This window comes from Elusimicrobium simillimum (assembly GCF_049639735.1).
GTDB lineage: Bacteria > Elusimicrobiota > Elusimicrobia > Elusimicrobiales > Elusimicrobiaceae > Elusimicrobium > Elusimicrobium simillimum.
Genome location: NZ_JBEVVA010000003.1, coordinates 1192509 through 1211501 on the forward strand (window position 1 = coordinate 1192509; position 18993 = coordinate 1211501).

16 protein-coding genes are annotated in these 18993 nt (G+C 44.8%); 7 read left to right on the forward strand and 9 right to left on the reverse strand.

The window, feature by feature from the left end:
• Nucleotides 1-167: 167 nt before the first annotated feature.
• The 6 genes from mltG to gmk form a co-directional block, all read right to left on the reverse strand.
• A complete protein-coding gene (gene mltG / locus AAIR98_RS06340; RefSeq protein ID WP_423971354.1) occupies nt 168-1148 on the reverse strand; it encodes an endolytic transglycosylase MltG in 981 nt (326 codons plus the stop codon).
• A complete protein-coding gene (gene tyrS / locus AAIR98_RS06345) occupies nt 1149-2306 on the reverse strand; it encodes a tyrosine--tRNA ligase (protein WP_423971355.1) in 1158 nt (385 codons plus the stop codon).
• Between the two features lie 58 nt (nt 2307-2364).
• A complete protein-coding gene (gene priA / locus AAIR98_RS06350; RefSeq protein WP_423971356.1) occupies nt 2365-4260 on the reverse strand; it encodes a replication restart helicase PriA in 1896 nt (631 codons plus the stop codon).
• 339 nt (nt 4261-4599) lie between these two features.
• On the reverse strand, nt 4600-5496 hold the full coding sequence (locus AAIR98_RS06355) for a uracil-DNA glycosylase (protein ID WP_423971357.1): 897 nt from the start codon (nt 5494-5496) through the stop codon (nt 4600-4602).
• 4 nt (nt 5497-5500) lie between these two features.
• Entirely contained in the window at nt 5501-5791 is a 291-nt protein-coding gene (locus AAIR98_RS06360) for a hypothetical protein (protein WP_423971358.1), read from the reverse strand.
• Between the two features lie 11 nt (nt 5792-5802).
• Nucleotides 5803-6405 carry a guanylate kinase gene (gene gmk / locus AAIR98_RS06365; protein ID WP_423971359.1) on the reverse strand — a complete coding sequence of 201 codons (603 nt, stop codon included), beginning with the start codon at nt 6403-6405 and terminating at the stop codon, nt 5803-5805.
• A 59-nt stretch (nt 6406-6464) separates the two neighbouring features.
• On the opposite strand from gmk, the gene pbpC reads away from it, so the two are divergent.
• The 4 genes from pbpC to AAIR98_RS06385 all read left to right on the forward strand — a co-directional run bounded on the left by pbpC (nt 6465) and on the right by AAIR98_RS06385 (nt 14462).
• The gene (gene pbpC / locus AAIR98_RS06370) at nt 6465-8600 is read left to right on the forward strand and encodes a penicillin-binding protein 1C (protein WP_423971360.1); all 2136 of its coding nucleotides are present in this window, start codon (nt 6465-6467) and stop codon (nt 8598-8600) included.
• Nucleotides 8601-8702: 102 nt separating this feature from the next.
• Entirely contained in the window at nt 8703-10505 is a 1803-nt protein-coding gene (locus tag AAIR98_RS06375) for a hypothetical protein (RefSeq protein WP_423971361.1), read from the forward strand.
• A 181-nt stretch (nt 10506-10686) separates the two neighbouring features.
• Nucleotides 10687-12516 (forward strand): hypothetical protein, encoded by a 1830-nt coding sequence (locus AAIR98_RS06380; protein ID WP_423971362.1) that lies wholly within the window; start codon nt 10687-10689, stop codon nt 12514-12516.
• A 158-nt stretch (nt 12517-12674) separates the two neighbouring features.
• Nucleotides 12675-14462 (forward strand): hypothetical protein, encoded by a 1788-nt coding sequence (locus tag AAIR98_RS06385; RefSeq protein ID WP_423971363.1) that lies wholly within the window; start codon nt 12675-12677, stop codon nt 14460-14462.
• 121 nt (nt 14463-14583) lie between these two features.
• Here AAIR98_RS06385 and AAIR98_RS06390 read toward each other — a convergent pair whose 3' ends face one another.
• Nucleotides 14584-15000 (reverse strand): FKBP-type peptidyl-prolyl cis-trans isomerase, encoded by a 417-nt coding sequence (locus AAIR98_RS06390; protein ID WP_423971364.1) that lies wholly within the window; start codon nt 14998-15000, stop codon nt 14584-14586.
• A 20-nt stretch (nt 15001-15020) separates the two neighbouring features.
• Nucleotides 15021-15575, reverse strand: a complete 555-nt coding sequence (locus AAIR98_RS06395; RefSeq protein WP_423971365.1) for a LemA family protein — start codon at nt 15573-15575, stop codon at nt 15021-15023.
• Nucleotides 15576-15621: 46 nt separating this feature from the next.
• Between AAIR98_RS06395 and AAIR98_RS06400 the strand changes: the two genes are divergently transcribed.
• The 3 genes from AAIR98_RS06400 (at nt 15622) to AAIR98_RS06410 (ending at nt 18056) form a co-directional block, all read left to right on the forward strand.
• Entirely contained in the window at nt 15622-16278 is a 657-nt protein-coding gene (locus AAIR98_RS06400) for an HAD family hydrolase (protein ID WP_423971366.1), read from the forward strand.
• On the forward strand, nt 16275-16730 hold the full coding sequence (locus AAIR98_RS06405; RefSeq protein WP_423971367.1) for a YbaK/EbsC family protein: 456 nt from the start codon (nt 16275-16277) through the stop codon (nt 16728-16730). The genes AAIR98_RS06400 and AAIR98_RS06405 overlap by 4 nt, the downstream gene beginning before the upstream one ends.
• A gap of 96 nt (nt 16731-16826) precedes the next feature.
• On the forward strand, nt 16827-18056 hold the full coding sequence (locus AAIR98_RS06410; RefSeq protein WP_423971368.1) for a M20 family metallo-hydrolase: 1230 nt from the start codon (nt 16827-16829) through the stop codon (nt 18054-18056).
• A gap of 53 nt (nt 18057-18109) precedes the next feature.
• Here AAIR98_RS06410 and AAIR98_RS06415 read toward each other — a convergent pair whose 3' ends face one another.
• On the reverse strand, nt 18110-18742 hold the full coding sequence (locus AAIR98_RS06415) for an outer membrane beta-barrel protein (protein ID WP_423971369.1): 633 nt from the start codon (nt 18740-18742) through the stop codon (nt 18110-18112).
• Nucleotides 18743-18993: the final 251 nt, after the last annotated feature.

Genomic DNA, 18993 nt, shown 5'->3' on the forward strand with positions numbered 1-18993 from the left:
TAAAGGGAGAAAGAACAACAAAATATAAGCGTAAGCTCTGTCTGACTACAGGGTTTTGATTTTTATTAATAAAGAGGGGTTAAGACTGGCACGGCAAGCAACCGTGCGTATTAATAAAAATGCCGTTCCCTCAGCAAGGTACGCGCGTGAGGGTCTCAAGCAAGCCGTTACCTCACCTTGCGTATGCGTCTTATGTTGGCTACGTGCTCGTTGTAGGTCTTGCTGAACACATGCTTACCGTCTTCCCTTTCCGCTACAAAAAATAAAGCGTCAAAGTTAGGTTCTGGGTGGAGCACGGCGTAGACGGACTCGTAACTGGGGCTGCAAATAGGCCCCGGGGGTATGCCGCCGTAGCGGTAAGTGTTGTAGGGGGAATCTATGCGTAAATCGCGCAGGGTAAGGCCCTTCTTCCAAAATCTGTTCTCATTAGGCGTGTAACCCAAAACATATTGTACGGTAGGGTCGGCCTCAAGCTTTTTGCCTATTTTAATTCTGTTAAGATAAACGGCGGCTATTTTTGGGCGTTCCTCATGCACCACAGCCTCACGCTCTACAATGGAGGCCACGGTAATTATAGCGCGTTCGCTAAGGCCGCGCATGTACTGCTCCTGCAGTATAGGGCGCACGCGCCTGTTAAACTCGCCAGTCATAACATCTATCACTTTTTGCGCGGGAGTGTTTTTTGAAAACCTGTAGGTGGACGGATAAAGGTAGCCCTCTAAATTTTGCTTTTTGGCAAGCGCCGTAAACTCAAGATTATCACATATGCCGTTGTCTTCCAACGCCATGGCGATTTCCTCAATTCTCCAGCCTTCTATAATTGTAACTTTTTCAAGATGCTGGCATTTACCGCTGGAAATACAGCTTATAACCTCTTCCGGGCAGGTATTTTTGTACAGGTCATATGTGCCGGCTTTAAGGCCGCGCGGGTCGGCAAATAAACGCAGTACTATTTTAAAAAGTATCTCGCTTTTTATAATGCCCGCTTTTTTAAGGTCCGCCGCTACACTGCTGCCTGTTTGCCCGTCTCTTATTTCAAACACAACGCTTTCGCCTTTGTTAAAGTAGTATGAGCGCACGCCGCATACTACAATAACAAACAGCAGTACTGAAAGAAGTATTAAAATAAGTTTTCTGTATTTTTTCATTTATTTTATAAGTTTAATAAAATGCCTGCGGCCTGCCTGCAGCACAACGCTGTCGCCTTCAAAACCTATTTCACCGTCGGCTTCAATTTTGGCTTCGTTAATGCGTATGGCGCCCTGGTCAATTAAACGTCTGGCTTCATTTTTGCTTTTGGCAATACCGGCCGATACCAGCAAAGCGGAAAGCATGGTGCCCTTTTCCACTTTTACTTCTTTCATATCGGTGGGTAATTCTTTTTTAGAAAAAACATTGTCAAAATGTTCCAGCGCGGCTTTGGCCGCGGCTTCGCCGTTAAAGCGCGCCACCATTATCATGGCCAGTTCTTTTTTGGCCGTCATGGGGTGCTTTGCTTTAACTTCGGCCATATCTTCTGATGTTAAAAGTTCGTAATACGTGTACATCATCTCGTCAGAGAGTGACATAACTTTACCAAACATGTCATTTGGCGCGTCGTTAAGACCAATGTAGTTGTTATAACTCTTAGACATTTTTTTAACGCCGTCTAAACCGACAAGCAGCGGCAGCGTCATGGCAACCTGCTCAGGCTGGCTGTTAAGTCTTTGCATATGGCGGCCCATAAGCAGGTTAAAAATTTGGTCTGTACCGCCAAGTTCCACGTCGGCCTTTAAAGCGACGGAGTCCTGCCCCTGAAAAATGCTGTACAAAATTTCAAGTATGCTTACGGGTTCTCTGTTGGCAATACGTTTTTTAAAGTCCTCACGCTCAAGCCCCTGCGCTATAGTTATTTTGGAAAGTGTGTTAAGAAAATCTCTGCCTTGCACAAAGCTGTCCAGCCATTCGCTGTTAAAGCGTACTTCTGTTTTTTCTTTATCTAAAATTTTAAAAACTTGGTCTGTATAAGTTTTGGCGTTTTGTAAAATGTCTTCGCGCGTAAGCATAGGGCGGGCTGAGTTGCGCCCGCTTGGGTCGCCCACGCCGGCGGTAAAATCACCTATAACAAGCACGGCTATGTGGCCTTTATCTTGAAAATGGCGCAGTTTGCTAAGCACCACGCTGTGCCCAAAGTGCAGGTCAGAGCTGGTTGGGTCCGCGCCCAGTTTAATACGCAGCTGTTTGCCTGATTCTAATTTCTTTTTTAAATCTTCTTTAGATACAACGTCCACGCACCCGCGTGTCAAAAAATCTACTGTGTCTTGCATAAACTAACTCCAATTTTAACGCGGGACAAAAACCCGCTTTCACGTTAATTATATCATTTTAAAAAAACGAATACGGGTCAACAACAACTTTTATTTTTATATTTTTGTCCGCCGGTAAGGCAGCCATTGTTTGCGTAACAGCGGCAAAAGGGATATTTTTTAAAAGCAAATATTCCTTTTTAAGAGCGTCCGTCTTTTTGCCGAATGTTATGGGGCCCAGCACGTCGCCAAGCGGGGCGAAAGCTTGTTTAATATCCTCGGCGCGTTTTAGTAAAAGCGCTTTATCTTTGGCTGAAATATTTATTCTTATAAGCGTGGCGTACGGGGGGAAGTTAAAGGCCTCCCTAAACTCGGCCTCCTCTGCGGCAAACGCGTTATAATCGCCGTGCACGACGGCGTTTATCAGGCCGCTTTCGGCCTTATCTGTGGTTACAACCATACGCGCACCGGCGGTATAGTGCAGCATGGATTTTGCGGTAAAAAGCGTCTCGGCCAAATGTTCCGACGCGCGGAAATCCGGCGAGTTTAGCTCCATATCAGCGTCTAAAAACACTACAAGATTAACACTGGCCTTGCTTTCGGCCAGCATTTTAAGGCCCGCCGTAGTGGCTATAATTATATTAGCTTTACCCTCGGCAATTTGCGGGGCGGCAAGAGTTGTGTCCATACGTATAATATTGGCGGCGGGAAAAAGTTTTTTTACTTCCGTATAAGTTTTTTGCGTGCCGCTTGTTTTCATGCGGAAAATAACATTCTCGCACTTGGGGCATTTTTGCTCAAGCTGGGCCGTCTTGCCGCATTTAAGGCAGGTTAAGTGAGTGTCCGTCTCGTTTTTAAAAACTAAAATGCCGTTACAGTCAGGGCAACGCGCTATAAGCCCGCAATTTAGGCAAGAATATACAGGCGCGCCGCCGCGTGAATTAAGCACTAAAAGTGTAGTTTCATTAGATTTGACAGCAAGCGTTAACTGGTCAAAAGTTACGTCTGGGAATACGGACTGTTTGCCCGCTTTTTTACCTGTAACGCTGACCATAGGAAAAGGGTTTTCAATATTTAAATTTTGGCTTAAAGTAATTTGTTTTACACCGCCCTCAGCCGCCATTTTTAATATTTCAAGCGATGGGGTTTGGCTGGAAAATACCAGCTTGCCGCCGTTAGCCTTTACTCTGTGTAACAGTATATCACGCACGTGGTAGAATGGGCGGTTTTCTTCCTGTTTATAATCCTCGGACTCTTCATTAATTACGGCAAAAAAAGTGGGTTTAACAAAGGGCAGCAGCGCGGCTGAACGTGTGCCTATAACCACACAGTTGTCGCCCTGCAAAAGAGAGGCGAATACAGTTTTTTTTGCGCTTAACAAAATTTTACTGTGCCAAACGTGAACATTGTTAGGAATAAACTTTTTAATATACTCGGCAAAAACTTCGCAAGATAAAATGTCGGGCAGCAATATTAAAGCGGGGCCGTTTTGCGCCGCCTCCGCCGCCAGAGAAACTAAAATATCTTTTTTACCTGAACTGCCCGGGCCATACAATAAACACGGTGATGAAGAGGCGTTAATATCACTAACCGCCGCTTCTTGCTGCGCCGTCAAATTTGGGGTGGTTATTTGGTGCGGGGCAAACTGCGCCTTGTGCGCTTCACGCACAAAAAACGGAACCAGAGAAAATAATATCGGGCCCAGCCCGCCGCCCCAGGTCGCTTTCATATAAAGGGCAAGGTCCAGCAGGTCAGAACTGAAGGGGGGGGTGATGTCTAAAACTTCTTTAATTTCTTTAAGCTTAAAAGTTGTTTCTACAGACTCGGCCACAGACGTTATTATACCAACCGCCACGCGCGGGCCAAACGGCGCTTTCACGCGCACGCCGGGCCGGGCTGCGTCGGCAAGAGCATCAGGCACAATATAGTCAAACTCTCTGTCAAGAGCTATATCAAAAACAACTTTGCAGTACATAGTAAATCCTTATCTATTATAAAAAAGCTGTTGGGGCGGAGCTTGTCTCCGCCCGTTGTTAAAATATGTTTAAAATTGTAGATATTCACGTTGGCATGTTGAAGAGCCTACCCAACATGACTTTATTTTATAACGACACTGGTTTAATAGCGCCCGTCTTCGCTTTGCTACAACGCGGCAAAGCTCGTACCTCGCTTTATTAAATCCCTCCCGGCTTTGCCGTACTCCCTTTACAAAAGGGAGAAAACGGCTTTAAAAACATCGTTTACTTCATTGCGGGCGGAGACAAGCTCCGCCCCTACGATTTTTTTAATTATTACACACTTTTGTTTTTAATTATTACGCCCCTTTATTAGCGGGGGGAGTGATGCCCATGTCTTTCATAAGCATTTTAAGGTCGTCCCAGGCGTCCTTCTTCCAGTTAGGGTTTCTAAGAAGGGCGGCAGGGTGATATGTGGCGATAATTTTGGTTTTGCCGCCAAGGTCCACACTGTCTAAATCAAGCGTATGTATTTTGCGCCTTAACGCGCCAAGTGAGTCAGCGTCGCGTATTAACGCTTTTGCCGCCACTCCGCCAAGCGCTACAATATATTCAGGCCTTATTACGCCTATCTGCGCTTCAATATAATTTCTGCAATAAGCAATTTCTTCTTTGCTGGGCGCTCTGTCATTGCCATGGCGTTCGGGGTTAGAAGGGTCAGTCATAGGGTGACATTTAACCATATTGGCTATAAAAACCTCTTCACGGCTAAGGCCCATGGCCTCAATCATTTTGGTAAGCAGCGTGCCGGCACGGCCTATAAAAGGGCGGCCTTTGTGGTCTTCGTCAAACCCGGGGCCCTCACCCACAAACATAAGGCGTGCGTTTGCGTTACCCTCGCCGGGTACGGCGTTTAAGCGCGTTGCGCCAAGTGGGCATTTTTTACATACTAAAATTTGGTCTGCCAGCTCTTTAAGGGCGGCGTCTTTATTTGTATTTTGGGCGGAAGACATAGGCGTGACTCCTGTAGAAATTTGCTGTGGCTTGGGGGCAGTTTTAATTGGTTCCGCCACCGGCGCGGCAACTGCGTGCGCGGGTGTTTGCGGCGGCTCTGCCGCCGCTTTAGCAGCGGCCTGGCGCGGCAAAACGGCGGGGGCTTTTTGCAAAGCCCCCGCTGTTAATGTAAAGTCGTCTTCCTCATTGTTAAGTAAAAAAGCTTTAAACTCTTTTACCAACTTTTTCGCTTCGTTCTTCATCTAATTATAATTTGAGGGGTTCTTTAGCTTTTCTTTCAGCTTCTTTTCTGGCTTCTTCGGCGGCTTTCATGTCCGCCTCAAAGCTGGCGCGTACGGCCTCTACCACTTGCTCTTTAAGAACTTTGTTGGAAAGGATATCGTCTAACGCTACTTTAATAACAACCGCGGCGGGCTGGGACTTGTATTCTTCTTTTTTTCTTAACTCTTTTGCCCACATTGTAGCAAGCACAACCATGTCATAGCGGTCGCCGCTATAGTCCATAAGTTTGGTTTCAAATTCTTTATCTGTTGCCATTTTTTTCTCCGTTAAATAAGTTTGCGTTTTTTAAGCAGCGGCAGTTTACGCGCCGTTTTGCTTTGCTCCGCAAATATAATTTTGCCTAAATTTTGCACCGCTTCTTCCAAGTTGTCGTTAATTAAAACATAGTCGTAATTTTTTATTTCCGCCGCTTCTTTTTTAGCTGTTTTTAAGCGCAGGGTTATATTATTTGTCCCGTCCTGACTTCTGGCCAGCAGCCTTTTTTTAAGCTCGCTCCAGGTGGGCGGCATTATAAAAATACTTACCGCGTTTTTATAATGTTTCTTTATTGTTTTGGCGCCCTGCACGTCTATTACTAATACGGGGATGATACCCTTTTTTATTAACGCGTCCAAACTGGTTTTTGGCACGCCGTAGTAGTCTGTATGTACTTTGGCCCACTCCGCCATTTTTTTATTTTTTATGGCGGATTCAAACTGTTTTACCGTCCAAAAATGGTAATCCGCCCCGTTACGCTCGCCATGTCTGGGGGCGCGGGTGGTGGCTGTGATTACTCTTTTTACACCGTCAATTTCCTTAAGAAGAGCGGTGACTATAGTTGTCTTACCTCCGCCTGACGGCGAAGATACTATAAGCGGAAAAGCGTTCATAGTTTATTTTATTAAATAAATCACTGCAGCGCAACCGTAAAAATTGATAAAATTCTCTTATGAAACGCCAAAACAAACTGCGCTTAGTATTAATCATAATAATTTTTGCGGCTTTATGCATGGGGGCGGGGATGTTATTTACAGAATCTCCCGCCGCTGAGGATTACTCTGTACAGGCGGGCATATCGTTGTACGACCGCAACGGCGTGCCTATGCGCAGTTTTATTTCGGCCAACCAAACCTACAGCACGCCTGTGCCGCTTGAAGATATTTCACCCTGGCTTATACTGGCGCTGACAGCGGCGGAAGATAAAAGGTTTTTTACACACCCCGGCGTGGATATAAAGGCTGTTACCAGGGCTATGTGGCAAAATATAACGGCGGGGGAAGTGGTGTCCGGCGCCAGCACCATAACACAGCAGCTTGTAAAAGCCATAGAACCCCGCCCCAAAAGTTTACCCGCTAAAATAAAAGAAGCTCTTATCGCCCTGCGTATGGAGCGCAAGCTGGATAAATACCAAATACTGGAGTCTTACCTTAACACGGTAGAATTTTCAAACATGATACAAGGGGCCGAGGCCGCCGCCCGTTTCTATTTTAATACCAACGCGGCAAATTTATCTTTATCACAGGCTGCATTTTTGGCGGGCATGGTAAAGGCGCCCGCCTCTTATAACCCGCTTAAAAATTTTAAACTCGCACTACAGCGCCGTGACAATGTACTTGATAAAATGCTTGAGAACGGCCTGATAACAGAAGAAATGCACCGCATAGCTAAAGAAGAAACCATAGCCATAACAGCCGCCGCACGCCCGTTTGACGCGCCGCACTACGCGCAGTTTATAATAAATAATTTACCCTCACCCCAAACGCGCGTAACCACTACCATAGACGCCGCCCTGCAAAATCATTTGCAAAAAATTGTACCCGCTTATATTAAAAAAATGTCGTCAAACAATGTTAACAATGCCGCCGTAATTGTATTGGATAATAAAACGATGCAGGTGCTTGGGTACTTGGGTTCACAAAATTATTTTGACGAGGCGTCTGCCGGCCAGGTAAACGGTATAAACGCTTTGCGCCAGCCGGGGTCCGCCCTAAAACCTTTTATTTACGCCATGGCTATGGAGGAGGGGTATACGCCCGCCACTGTGATAAAAGATGAAGATACATTTTTTACCGGCGGCTTCCGCCCCAGAAATTACGATGAAACTTTCCACGGCAATGTACGCCTGCGAAGCGCACTGGCTAACTCTTATAATGTACCCGTTGTGCGCGTGGCGGAGTATCTTGGCACAACAAAAATTTTAAATGTTTTGCGGCAAATAGGTTTTGACAGCCTTAGTAAAGAGCCTGATGTTTACGGCCTGGGCATATCGCTTGGCAACGGGGAAGTTAAACCCGTTGAACTTGCCGCCGCTTACGCGGCTTTAGCTAACGGGGGGGTGTATAGAGAAGTTGTGTATACGCTGGCCCCGCCCGCGCCTGCGGCGCGGCCAAGACGCGTCTTCACCCGCCAAACAGCCTATTTAATTACAGACATTTTGGCTGACAATAACGCCAGGGCGGAAGCGTTCGGCCTAAACTCGCCGCTGCATTTGCCATTTGATTTCGCCTCAAAAACAGGCACATCAAAAGATTACCGCGACAACTGGGCCGCCGGCTATACGCCGCAGTGGACAATAGTTGTGTGGGTGGGCAACTTTAACGGCGAGCCTATGCGTAAGGTTTCTGGCATCAGCGGCAGCGCGCCTTTACTTAGAGACGTGGCGATGTATATGCACAAGCATTATCCTACAACTAATTTTACAATGCCTGAGGGCATAGTAAAACTTTCAGTATGCCAGCAGTCAGGTTTACTGCCGGGCCCCAAATGCAAAAATATAAAAGACGAAGTTTTTAACTCTAAATTTACGCCGCAAGAAAATTGCGACGGCAGCCATGACCACGGCGGAGAAGAAAAAAATTATTTAATAAAATTTCCGCAAGAGGGCGACGTTTTTAAAATAGACTCCTCCGTGCCGTTAGACTCACAAAAACTGCTGTTCAAATTTACTTCAGAAAATATTGTTTGCGAACTTAACGGCAAACCGCTTACAAATTTTTGGTGGCAGCTTACACCCGGGCAGCACCAACTTGAGTGCGCCGCTCCGTCAAAACAAAAAGAAAGAATTTCATTTAAAATTTTAAAATAAAAGTTACCGCTTTAATTTGTCTAAATAATTATTATAATAATGAAGAAGTATTATAATAGTACTTGTCTGACCTATCCTAATTAACTGAGTAAAAGGCTAATAATGAAAAAAACTATAGTGTTATTTGTAACATCTCTCATGCTTTTGACGACAGCATTACAGGCGGCAGAGCCGATGAAGATGACAACCTATTACCCCACGCCGTACGCGTCATATTCGACAGTAACTGTGGGGGAAACTAATGTAGGTACAGAAACCGGCGGCGGGGCGCTAACCACCCAAAACCTTAACATTACCACGCTGGACGTGGCCGGGACTCTCAGCGCTGATAATGTTACGCAGCTTAAAACAAGAAATCTTAGAGTGGGGCCCGCGGCGGGAACATCAGGCGGCAAACTTAAGGCGTCTAAAATAAAACTTAACGCTGATTTAGAAACCACAACGGTTGAAGCCGCGCAGGCGCATATAGTTGACACTATAGACTTTGGCGGAAAAATATTTCCATATGCTAAAGCGGCGGCGCCGGCCGCAGAAAGATTGGTTTGGAAAGAAATTGTTTTTAAAGGGCTTGATGGTAAAAAGAAAAAAGGCACGTTTTTGGCTATAGATGTAGAAAATACTTGCGCCCAGCATACTTACGCGGTGCCCTACAACGCAACTGAAGAAATAAGCCAATACGAAATAGAAGTAGTGGCGGCGTGCCAGTTTTTAGGTTATCCCGTACCGTCTGATATTTTTGTAACGGACGACGTTGATGTTATAGACGAAACCTTCAGGTACTGCGAAGCTTTGATAGAAGCAAACCTTTGCGATGATAACGAGGAAGCTTTATACACCTGCGAAACTCTTGAACCGAAAAGATGTATAGACGTAATGTCTGTACCCGGCGGGACGGTTGATTTAACTGCGGAGACCGGGGAATGGAACTGGATACCGTTTAACGGCTTCCAGGGTATAGCATTGCCCTATACGCCGGGCAAAAGATCAGCGGCTGCGTCCACCAGCTCTGGCACAGGGTCTACCACACCTCAACTTAGAGCGGGCGGCTATACGCAGTTCCCTCCGGGTGTAGAACTTGAAATAGGCCCTGGCGGCGGCGGTATACAGGCAGTATTGCCGTGTGAATACTGGCAGGACTGCTCGTCACGTTCCACCGAATATTTAAGGCAGCTTTGCGCCAGAATGCACAACATGATGTGCCCGACAACCTTACAGTTACCTGACACAATAAAATTAAGAATGGTAAGCTGCTGCGACGAATATACACCGGAAGGCGCCGCACTAACTGAGGATAAATGTCCTGACCCGTTAAAATATACATTATGTCCCAGCGACCATCGCTTTAACGTAGCAAATAAAAAGTGTGAACCGTGTATAGATAACGGACTGGAAAAATGCTTTACCGTACGCCCCGGCGCCGAGGATACCGGCATATGTTACTTTACCGAAACGGGCGGCAGCGCAAATATAAAACTTTGCCAGGATTGCGGCCTTACAAAAAAATGCAATGATTACTGCGCGGATAATCTGCTTTCCTATGAATGCAGATGTATAAACGGCGATTTCAGGTCATGCAACTGTTTAGACGTGGGCGTTAATACCACAGAGTGCCAGGTAGGCGGCAGATATACTTCAGTAAACGGCAGAACCACTGAGTATTACAATATTCTTGGTAATGAATGGTCTCAAGAAATTGTAAAAAAGATGCAGTACAAATTGACCTGCCAAACCAACCCCTGCGTTGGCGAATATGCCTATATGGAAGGCTGTTCCTGCGCTAGCGGCCAGGGGCAGCTAGAGTGGCTGTGGAACTCCGGACATGATTTTGAGCCCACGCTACAATGCTGTAAACCAGGTACGATGACGTGGATATCAGGCGACCGCGCTTGCCAGCCTGCGCCATAAAGCAGTTTATTTTTAGTAATCAAAAAGAACATCCCCCGCTAAAACCGGGGGATGTTTTTTTTACACAAAAATTATCACTGTATAAATACCAAATAATTATTATAATAATTGCAAAGGTTTTATATGCGCACATATTATACTGCACTAATAAAAAATATAGAACTATAGTAAAGGAGTTCTTATGAAAAAATATATAGCTGTTTTTGTAGGGGCGCTCATGCTTTTGGCGCCGGCATTGCAAGCGGCAGAGCCGATGAAGATGACAACCTATTACCCCACGCCGTACGCGTCGTATTCGACAGTAACTGTGGGGGAAACTAACATAGGCACAGAGAGCGGCGGCGGCGCGCTGGCCACACAAAACCTTAATGTTACCACATTGGAAGTTGGCGGTTCTTTAACTGCTGATAATGTGACGCAGCTTAAGGCCAGAACTCTTAGAGTTGGCCCGGCGGCAAGCACATCCGGCGGTAAATTAAAAGCGTCTAAAATAAGGCTTAACGCTGATTTAGAAGCAAATAATATTGAAGCCGCGCAGGCGCATATAGTTGACACCATAGACTTTGGCGGCAAGGTATTTCCATACGCTAAAGCGGCGGCGCCGGCTGCAGAAAGATTAGTTTGGAAAGAAATTGTTTTTAAAGGGCTTGACGGTAAAAAGAAAAAAGGCACGTTTTTGGCTATAGACGTGGAAAACACTTGTGCGCAATACAACTATGTTGTTGAGCAGTCCGCCACAGAGGAAGTGAGCCAATACGAGATAGAAGTATTAGCGGCGTGCCAGTTTTTAGGTTATACGATACCATCGGATATTTTTATGTCTGATGATGTGGAATATGTAGACGAAACATTTAAATACTGTGAAGCTTTAATTGAAGCGAACCTTTGTGACGATAATGAAGCAGCGGACTACACCTGTCCCAATCTTGAGCCCAAAAGATGTATAGACGTAATAAGCGTACCGGGCGGTACCGCCAGCTTTACGCTTGATGAGGGCACAACAAACTGGATACGGTTTGTAGGTTTTGCGGGAACGATTATCTCTCCAAAATTAAAATCAGGAAAAGCGGGCGGCGGATATACGCAGTTTCCTCCCGGAGTAGGCTTAGATCTAAAGCCTGATTACCAATCAGTATTGCCGTGCGAACAATTGCTGGAGTGCGCTACTGGCGGCGGCAGCACCTATACGCAAAACAATTGCGCCAGGCTTTACAACATACACTGTCCTAACACTATACGTTTACCTGACTCGGTAAAATTTAGAATGGTAAGCTGCTGTGACGAATATACACCGCCCCCCGGGCCGGAACTTTGCACACAATCAAACAGACTTATTTTTGATACCGCTATGTTCCAATATTCCGGTAATAATATAGTTGTAAACACTTATTTGCACAACCTGTTGGTATCAAGTGATCCTGATAATAGCCTACATTTTGCTATAGGCGCAATTATTGATATGGATATAGTATTATACGCACTGGGTTATGACACAAATAATGACTATTGCAGATATCCATTAGGTTCAGATAAATGTTTGGGTATAGACACTATGAAAAAATGTATTTTCCCAATAGACTCTAACGGTGTTATACGCGGGCCTTTTGGTCACGGTTCTTCATCCGGCAATACAGAGACTACGTATACATTACTATCGGCTACCAAGGCGCCTTCGTCACTTCAGTGTGTGGGCGGTAAATTAACGCAACCTGATACAGGTTCACCAGTAGACCCCGGCCACCATCAAGAAAGCCTTCTGGCAGGACATGAGGCGGACTACTGTGATCAAGATGCAATATCTGCCTGTAAAACACAAAACAAAGACACATGCAGCTTATTCCTTACTGACCATCTTAGCCAAGGCACGCAGGAACAGTGTGTAAGCGGTACCAGCGTACCGGGCACAATGCTTACGTGTAAGTATAATGTTACCCAGGGCAACCAGGGTGGCGGCGGCGGCAGTGACGGCTTAACTTACAGATACTTTGAGCAACAGTGCTGCGGTAATTAAGTTGATAAAATAAACATATATATCTGTCTATAAAAAAATCCCCCGTCAAAACCGGGGGATTTTTTATAAATAAAGTTAGGTCTGTACAAACATGTAATAATTACTATAATATATTAAATATATATGATACTCATAAACAAGTAGGTAAGAGGGATAACATGAAAAAGTATATAGCAATTATCATCGCTTCCGCATTTTGTTTAGCGTCAGCAAACGCTAACGCCGCGGAACCAATGAAGATGACAACATACTACCCCACCCCGTACGCTTCGTACGATAATGTAGCAGTGGGGGAAACTAACATTGCCACGGATAAAGGCGGCGGCGCCTTTTCCGCGCAAAACATCAACATCACAACACTTGAGGTTGGCGGTAGTTTGTCGGCAGAAAGCGTAAAACAGCTTAAAACAAAAAATCTTAGCGTCGGCCCCACAGCCAAGACTTCAGAAGGGGGCAAACTTAAAGCCGGCACTATTAAGCTTAACGCTGATTTAGAATCTAACAATATACAAGCCAAGCAGGCGCATATAGTGGATACTATAACTTTTGGCGATAAAATATTCCCATACGCCAAGGCGGCGGTACCCGCGGCGCAGGAATTAATATGGAAAGAAATTACTTTTACCGGCCTTGACGGCAAAAAGAAAAAGGGTAAATTTCTTGCTATTAATGAATATGACCCCGGCTGCGAACAAAAAAGCTCACTCCTTTTTGATACAGCCAAATTAGTGCGCAACGGCGACGGGGACTTTTTAGTTGATAATAATCTAATGGCTCAGCTTGTAGCAAGAAACCCTGACAACGCGGGATTTTTTAACATAGGTGAATATATTCCATTGGAAATACTTTTAGGCGCTTATGGCTATTGGTTTAACAACGCCTGCCCCTATCCGCAATATAGCGACAAGTGTACAGGCATTACAGAAGAAAAATCTTGTTACTACTTTGTTAACCCTGACGGCAGCACAACAGGTACAGGCGGCAGTTCTTCGCAGGAACCTACTTATGAGTTACAGTCATACTCTAAATCGGCGTCCTCGCTACCTTGTATTGGCGGTAAGTTAAACCAACCCTACAATTCTTCCGTAGCTGTAGACCCCGGCCATCACAGAGAATTACTTTTGTCCGGCAATGAAACGGAATATTGTATGGAAGCTTTATCCGGTTGCAAAGCGCAAAGCACAGATACGTGTTCAATTTTCTTAACGGACAATATTAACCAAAGCAGCCAGGAACAATGCGTAAGCGGTACATCTGTAGCCGGCACATTACTTACCTGTAAATTCAAAGTTTCAGGCGGCAGTGACGGTTCCACCGGGGAAACCGGCATTATAGAAAGAAAATACTACGAACAGCAGTGTTGTGGTGACAGCAAGGGCGTTACCCCAACAGGCTGCGCCGCTTTAACTAACGAAACGGAAAGAAAACAATGTGAGTGTAATGAGGCCGGTGTAGACTATAATACCGAAACAGGCGCCTGCTGCACCGCAGATAAGCCTTATTTCGACGCTAATTACGACGTTTGTACCTATTGTAAAGACGGGCAGATACCCGCGATAAACGGCGACGGTGTTTGCTGTCCCGCAACCGCGCAGTATTACTGGCCCAATTATGAAAGATGCGACGCTTGCCCTGAGGAAAACTACATGTCTTCCAACGGCGTAACAAAAAAATGTTGCCCGTGGGGCCAGTCGCTCTCACCTTATGATGGTACATGTAAAGAATGCACGCCTTTCTTTGACGATGTTTACCAGCAGCCTCTTTACAACGGTAAAGCTGTGTTTAACTTACAAAAAATGCAGTGCGAAATTATTTGTGACCCTGGCTATTACTTAAACAGCGGCCATGACATCTGTTCACCGCAACAAGGTCTCGACGAAGGTTTGTGTGAACATGTACCGTGGTATTGTGACGACGACAGAGGTTACGACGACGGCGGTTATTAATATTTAAAACCAAAACTCCACAGCCAAGGCTGTGGAGTTTTTTATTTTTACAATTATACTTTGAGTAATTTAGACAAAAAACCCCCGCCCATAAATAACGGGCGGGGGTTTTATATAAAGCTTAATTAATTTCTACAATCTTTACTTCAAAGTGCAGTTCCTTACCGGCTAAGGGGTGGTTGAAATCAAGCTCTATTTCTTTGTCGGAAATTTTGCTTACCACAGCCTGGAATGTCTGCCCGCCCGCTTGCGCGCCTACAATGTCGCCTATTTTAAGGTCTTTGGCGTTGGTTATGGCTTCGGCGGGAACGGTCTTTTTGGCGTCGGCGTTAACTTCACCGTAGCCTTCGGCGGGGGCTACTGTTACTACCTTAGAGTCGCCTACTTTCATGCCTTCAAGTTCTTTTTCCAACCCTTTTATAATCTGCCCGGCGCCATGCTCATATTCCAACGGGCCGCGGCCTGAAGATGTGTCTTTTACGTCGCCGTCTACTTTTAATGTATAGTCAAATTTGACTTTTGAACCTTGTTTTATCATTTATTTCTCCATTATTTAATTTAAATTTGTGCCTGATGGCCGGCGCCGGGGTCGGTTTCTTCGAAAATAAAAAAATCATATCTTTCAAAATCAAACATTTTGCCCACTATACTTACGGGGAAAATTGAAAGCATAGTGTTAAAATCCCTCACGGCGTTATTATACCCGGATACAGTCTGTTTTATTTTTATCTCAGCTTTGGCTAAAGATTTTTTGTAAAGAACAAAATTCTCGTTAGTTGTAAGCGATAAGTTAATATCGGTTAAAATAAAAAAACTGCGCAGATTGTGTGATATTTCCACCTCTTCTTTGCTGCGTTGGTTGGGCATAACCTCGGGGTCTAAGTCCGTATTAAGCGCGTTGATAACTTTTACCAGCTCTTCAGTTTCTATAGAATGTTTTTCAGTAAGAGATACAAAATTTTTTACAATCTCTCTTCTAAATCTCAACGCCACGTCTAAGGACGCCCACGCGCTTTTTAAACTTTCATGCAAACGTGAAAGTTTAAAGTAAGAATACGCGGCAAACCCCACCGTGCAAAATAATATACTAAAAAATATTATTAACGCTGTCATAACAATAATTTAGCATATATTTGCCCTAAAAAGATATCATATATATATGACGAATAAAAATATTAAACTTGCGATATTTGATATGGACGGCCTGCTTTTAGACAGTGAACGTTTGTATGAAGACTTCTTTTTTAAAACAACCAAACAATTTGGCTACGAGGGTACCAAAGAAATTTACTCTCTTTGCATAGGTATAGGCAACCACAATATACGCCGTATTTTAAGAGAGCGCTTTGGCCAAGATTTCCCGGCAGAGGAAATAGAACAGACTTCCTACAAAAACATATGGAAACACGTTCAAACGCACGGTATCGACCAAAAAACAGGCGTAAAAGAGGTTTTAGCACGCCTTAAGCAGTTGAACATACCGGCGGCCGTAGCGTCCTCTAACGATAAAAATTTTGTACACTTCGCCCTTGAACGCAGCGGCCTGGCGGGGGAATTTAAAGTAATAAATACCGCCGGAGACGTTGAGCGCACCAAACCCGCGCCTGATTTATTTTTAAAAACCGCCAAAGACTTTAATATAGCGCCCAAGGACTGCATAGTTTTTGAAGACAGTGAAAACGGCGTACTGGCGGCCGAGGCGGCGGGCATACCCGTAGTGCTTATACCTGATATTAAAGACCCGGCAAAAGAAATCAAGGCCAAGGCATATAAGGTTTACAATACATTACACGACGCGCTGGAGCTTTTTAAATGATACCTGAAAACGTGCAAAAATTTTTGGATACATACAACCTTACGGCAATAGAATTTGCCCCCGGCTCTACCGCCACGGCGGTGACCGCGGCGGCGCAGCTGGGCGTAGAGGTAGGGCAAATTGCCAAAAGCCTGTTGTTTAAAAATAAAGAAGGCAAATATTTTTTGGTGCTGTGCGCGGGCGATAAAAAAGTTTCTTCCGCTAAAATAAAAGAAATTACCGGCAGTAAAACAGGCCTTTCCACCCCGCAGGAAACGCTGGAAGTTACCGGTTTTGCCATAGGCGGCGTATGCCCCTTTGGCGTAAGCGGCGTACCTGTTTATATCGACAAAAGCCTGGAAGCTTATACTACGGTTTACCCTGCCGCCGGTACGGCAGAGTCCGCGGTAAAAACATCTTACAGCCAGTTGCTGCAAATTTTAGGCGCCGCACCCTGCGACGTTACAATCTAGCGTTTTATCCGCCGCTATTGCCGCGCCTTTGGCGCGGCTTTTTTGCCCCGCGCCCCAAATATGTTAAATTGTAAAAAACCAAGATAGGGGAATCGTATGGAAAACCTTACCAAAAAAATTAAAGACAGCAGAGACTATGTTATAGAGTTACAAAAGGGCCTTATTTCCCGCCCGGCGCTCTCGCCCGATGTTGAGGGGGGAGAGGGTGAATATGATAAAGCGCAGTTTCTGCTCTCAGAAGTAAAAAAATTAAAATTTGACGAAGTTACCGTTATAGACGCGCCAGACGCGCGCGCCAAGCACGGCGTACGCCCCAACATTGTCGCCAAATACTACGGCAAAAATAAAGAAAAGACCCTCTGGATAATGGGACACATGGACATTGTACACCCCGGCGACATGGAAAAATGGAAAACCAACCCCTACGAAGCCGTTATAGACGGCGACAAAATTTACGGCCGCGGCGCGGAAGATAACAACCAGGGGATAGTATCATCAATGGTACTTGCCAGGGCCATGATGGAACTGGACATACGCCCGGAGGTTAACGTCGGGCTTTTGCTGGTGGCTGATGAAGAAGTAGGCTGCAAATACGGCATAGAATATATAACAAAAAACCATAAAGATATTTTTGGGCCTAATGACTTTTTTATAACGCCCGACTCAGGCAACCCTGAAGGCACTTTTATGGAAATAGCCGAGAAAGCCGTAATTTGGTTTAAATTTGTAGTTGAAGGTAAAGAGGGCCATGCCTCCACCCCGCATAAAACAATTAACGCATGCCGCGCGGGCAGCCATTTTATAGCCGCGCTGGACGAGCTTTACAAAATATATCCCGAAACAAACGACCTTTTTGACGCCCCGCCGTTCTCTACCTTTGAGCCTACCAAGCACGAGCTTAACGTAGGCAGCGCCAACATCATACCCGGTAAAGACGTTATATGGTACGACGTGCGTCTGCTGCCGCACTTAACGGCCGAAGAAGTGATGGCAAAGTGTTTGGAATTAGCAAAACCGATAGAAGAAAAGTTTAAAGTTAAAATAACAGGCACTATAGAAAAAAATAAAGTTTCTAAAGCCACGGATATTAACGCCGATATTGTTAAACTTTACATAAAGGCCATAGAACATGTGTTTAACAAAACGCCAAAACCTGTTGGCATAGGCGGCGGCACGGCAAGCGCGTTTGTGCGCAATATGGGCCTGCCCGCTGTTGTGGGCGGAACGCAGTACGCCACGCTGCACCAGCCAAACGAATACAGCAGCATAACATTCACCCTGCAAGACGCCTGCGTAATGGCCTACGTCGCGTTTAACACAAAGTAAATAAGATATAAAAAATCCCCCGGCATATTAGCCGGGGGATTTTTTATTTTAAATTAGAAATAGAGTCTTAACGCTACTCCCGCACTTAAACCGTCTACATCTAGCTGCGGGTTAGGAAGATTTGGAACATCTATAAAATCATCAATCTCAGAGGAGAATGAATATCTGGCGTCAAGGCCAAGGCCCACGTTAGGGCTCATACGCCACTCAACACCGGCGTCAACATGAGGGTAAACCTTATGTTCTTTAAATTTTTCGCCGTTGTCTTTAAGCTGGCCAAATAACATAGCCACACCGCCGCCGCCCCATATATTAACTTTTTCCGTCAGATAATATTTATAATAAATGGTAAGCGGGATTACATAACCCGTCATTTCTAAAGAATATTTATAAGGCAGGATTGTAAAGTCCAACTCATCTTTACCAAGGCCTTCATAACCCGCTTTAATGCCTAAAAAAGCTCTGTCATTAAGCTGGTGTTCGTAAAATAACTCAAGGCCCCAAAATCCATTATTCTCGTCTAAAGAAGTACTTATGGCGCCATTATCTTGCGCCCAGTCTTTCAGGTCATCAAGTTTAGTATCTTTCTGTGTGAATCCGCCTTTTATGCCTATACCAAAATCATGCGCGTATGAAACTGATACAGCAAGGGCAAACATACATACAAACAACAATAATTTTTTCATGAAGCCTCCTTAGTTTTATAGTTTACGTATTTTTTAATTATAATAAAAAGTAAAAATATTGCAAGTAAAATTTTTTTACAAAAGGTCAGCTTCTTCTTAACATTAATTTTAAAAAGGGGAATATCAAAGTACCCCAAAAATCAAATTTAAGCATTTTCGCAAAATCACGGGCGATTTTAATTTTCCGCATTTAATCTTATTTTTTACAATTTTTTGCAAAACCTCAAAAATATCTTCTTTTTGCGATATTT

Bases quoted from the DNA above. Each gene is read 5' to 3' on its own strand.
- mltG (WP_423971354.1), bottom strand. From the start codon at position 1,148: ATGAAAAAATACAGAAAACTTATTTTAATACTTCTTTCAGTACTGCTG.
- tyrS (WP_423971355.1), bottom strand. From the start codon at position 2,306: ATGCAAGACACAGTAGATTTTTTGACACGCGGGTGCGTGGACGTTGTA.
- priA (WP_423971356.1), bottom strand. From the start codon at position 4,260: ATGTACTGCAAAGTTGTTTTTGATATAGCTCTTGACAGAGAGTTTGAC.
- AAIR98_RS06355 (WP_423971357.1), bottom strand. From the start codon at position 5,496: ATGAAGAACGAAGCGAAAAAGTTGGTAAAAGAGTTTAAAGCTTTTTTA.
- AAIR98_RS06360 (WP_423971358.1), bottom strand. From the start codon at position 5,791: ATGGCAACAGATAAAGAATTTGAAACCAAACTTATGGACTATAGCGGC.
- gmk (WP_423971359.1), bottom strand. From the start codon at position 6,405: ATGAACGCTTTTCCGCTTATAGTATCTTCGCCGTCAGGCGGAGGTAAG.
- pbpC (WP_423971360.1), top strand. From the start codon at position 6,465: ATGAAACGCCAAAACAAACTGCGCTTAGTATTAATCATAATAATTTTT.
- AAIR98_RS06375 (WP_423971361.1), top strand. From the start codon at position 8,703: ATGAAAAAAACTATAGTGTTATTTGTAACATCTCTCATGCTTTTGACG.
- AAIR98_RS06380 (WP_423971362.1), top strand. From the start codon at position 10,687: ATGAAAAAATATATAGCTGTTTTTGTAGGGGCGCTCATGCTTTTGGCG.
- AAIR98_RS06385 (WP_423971363.1), top strand. From the start codon at position 12,675: ATGAAAAAGTATATAGCAATTATCATCGCTTCCGCATTTTGTTTAGCG.
- AAIR98_RS06390 (WP_423971364.1), bottom strand. From the start codon at position 15,000: ATGATAAAACAAGGTTCAAAAGTCAAATTTGACTATACATTAAAAGTA.
- AAIR98_RS06395 (WP_423971365.1), bottom strand. From the start codon at position 15,575: ATGACAGCGTTAATAATATTTTTTAGTATATTATTTTGCACGGTGGGG.
- AAIR98_RS06400 (WP_423971366.1), top strand. From the start codon at position 15,622: ATGACGAATAAAAATATTAAACTTGCGATATTTGATATGGACGGCCTG.
- AAIR98_RS06405 (WP_423971367.1), top strand. From the start codon at position 16,275: ATGATACCTGAAAACGTGCAAAAATTTTTGGATACATACAACCTTACG.
- AAIR98_RS06410 (WP_423971368.1), top strand. From the start codon at position 16,827: ATGGAAAACCTTACCAAAAAAATTAAAGACAGCAGAGACTATGTTATA.
- AAIR98_RS06415 (WP_423971369.1), bottom strand. From the start codon at position 18,742: ATGAAAAAATTATTGTTGTTTGTATGTATGTTTGCCCTTGCTGTATCA.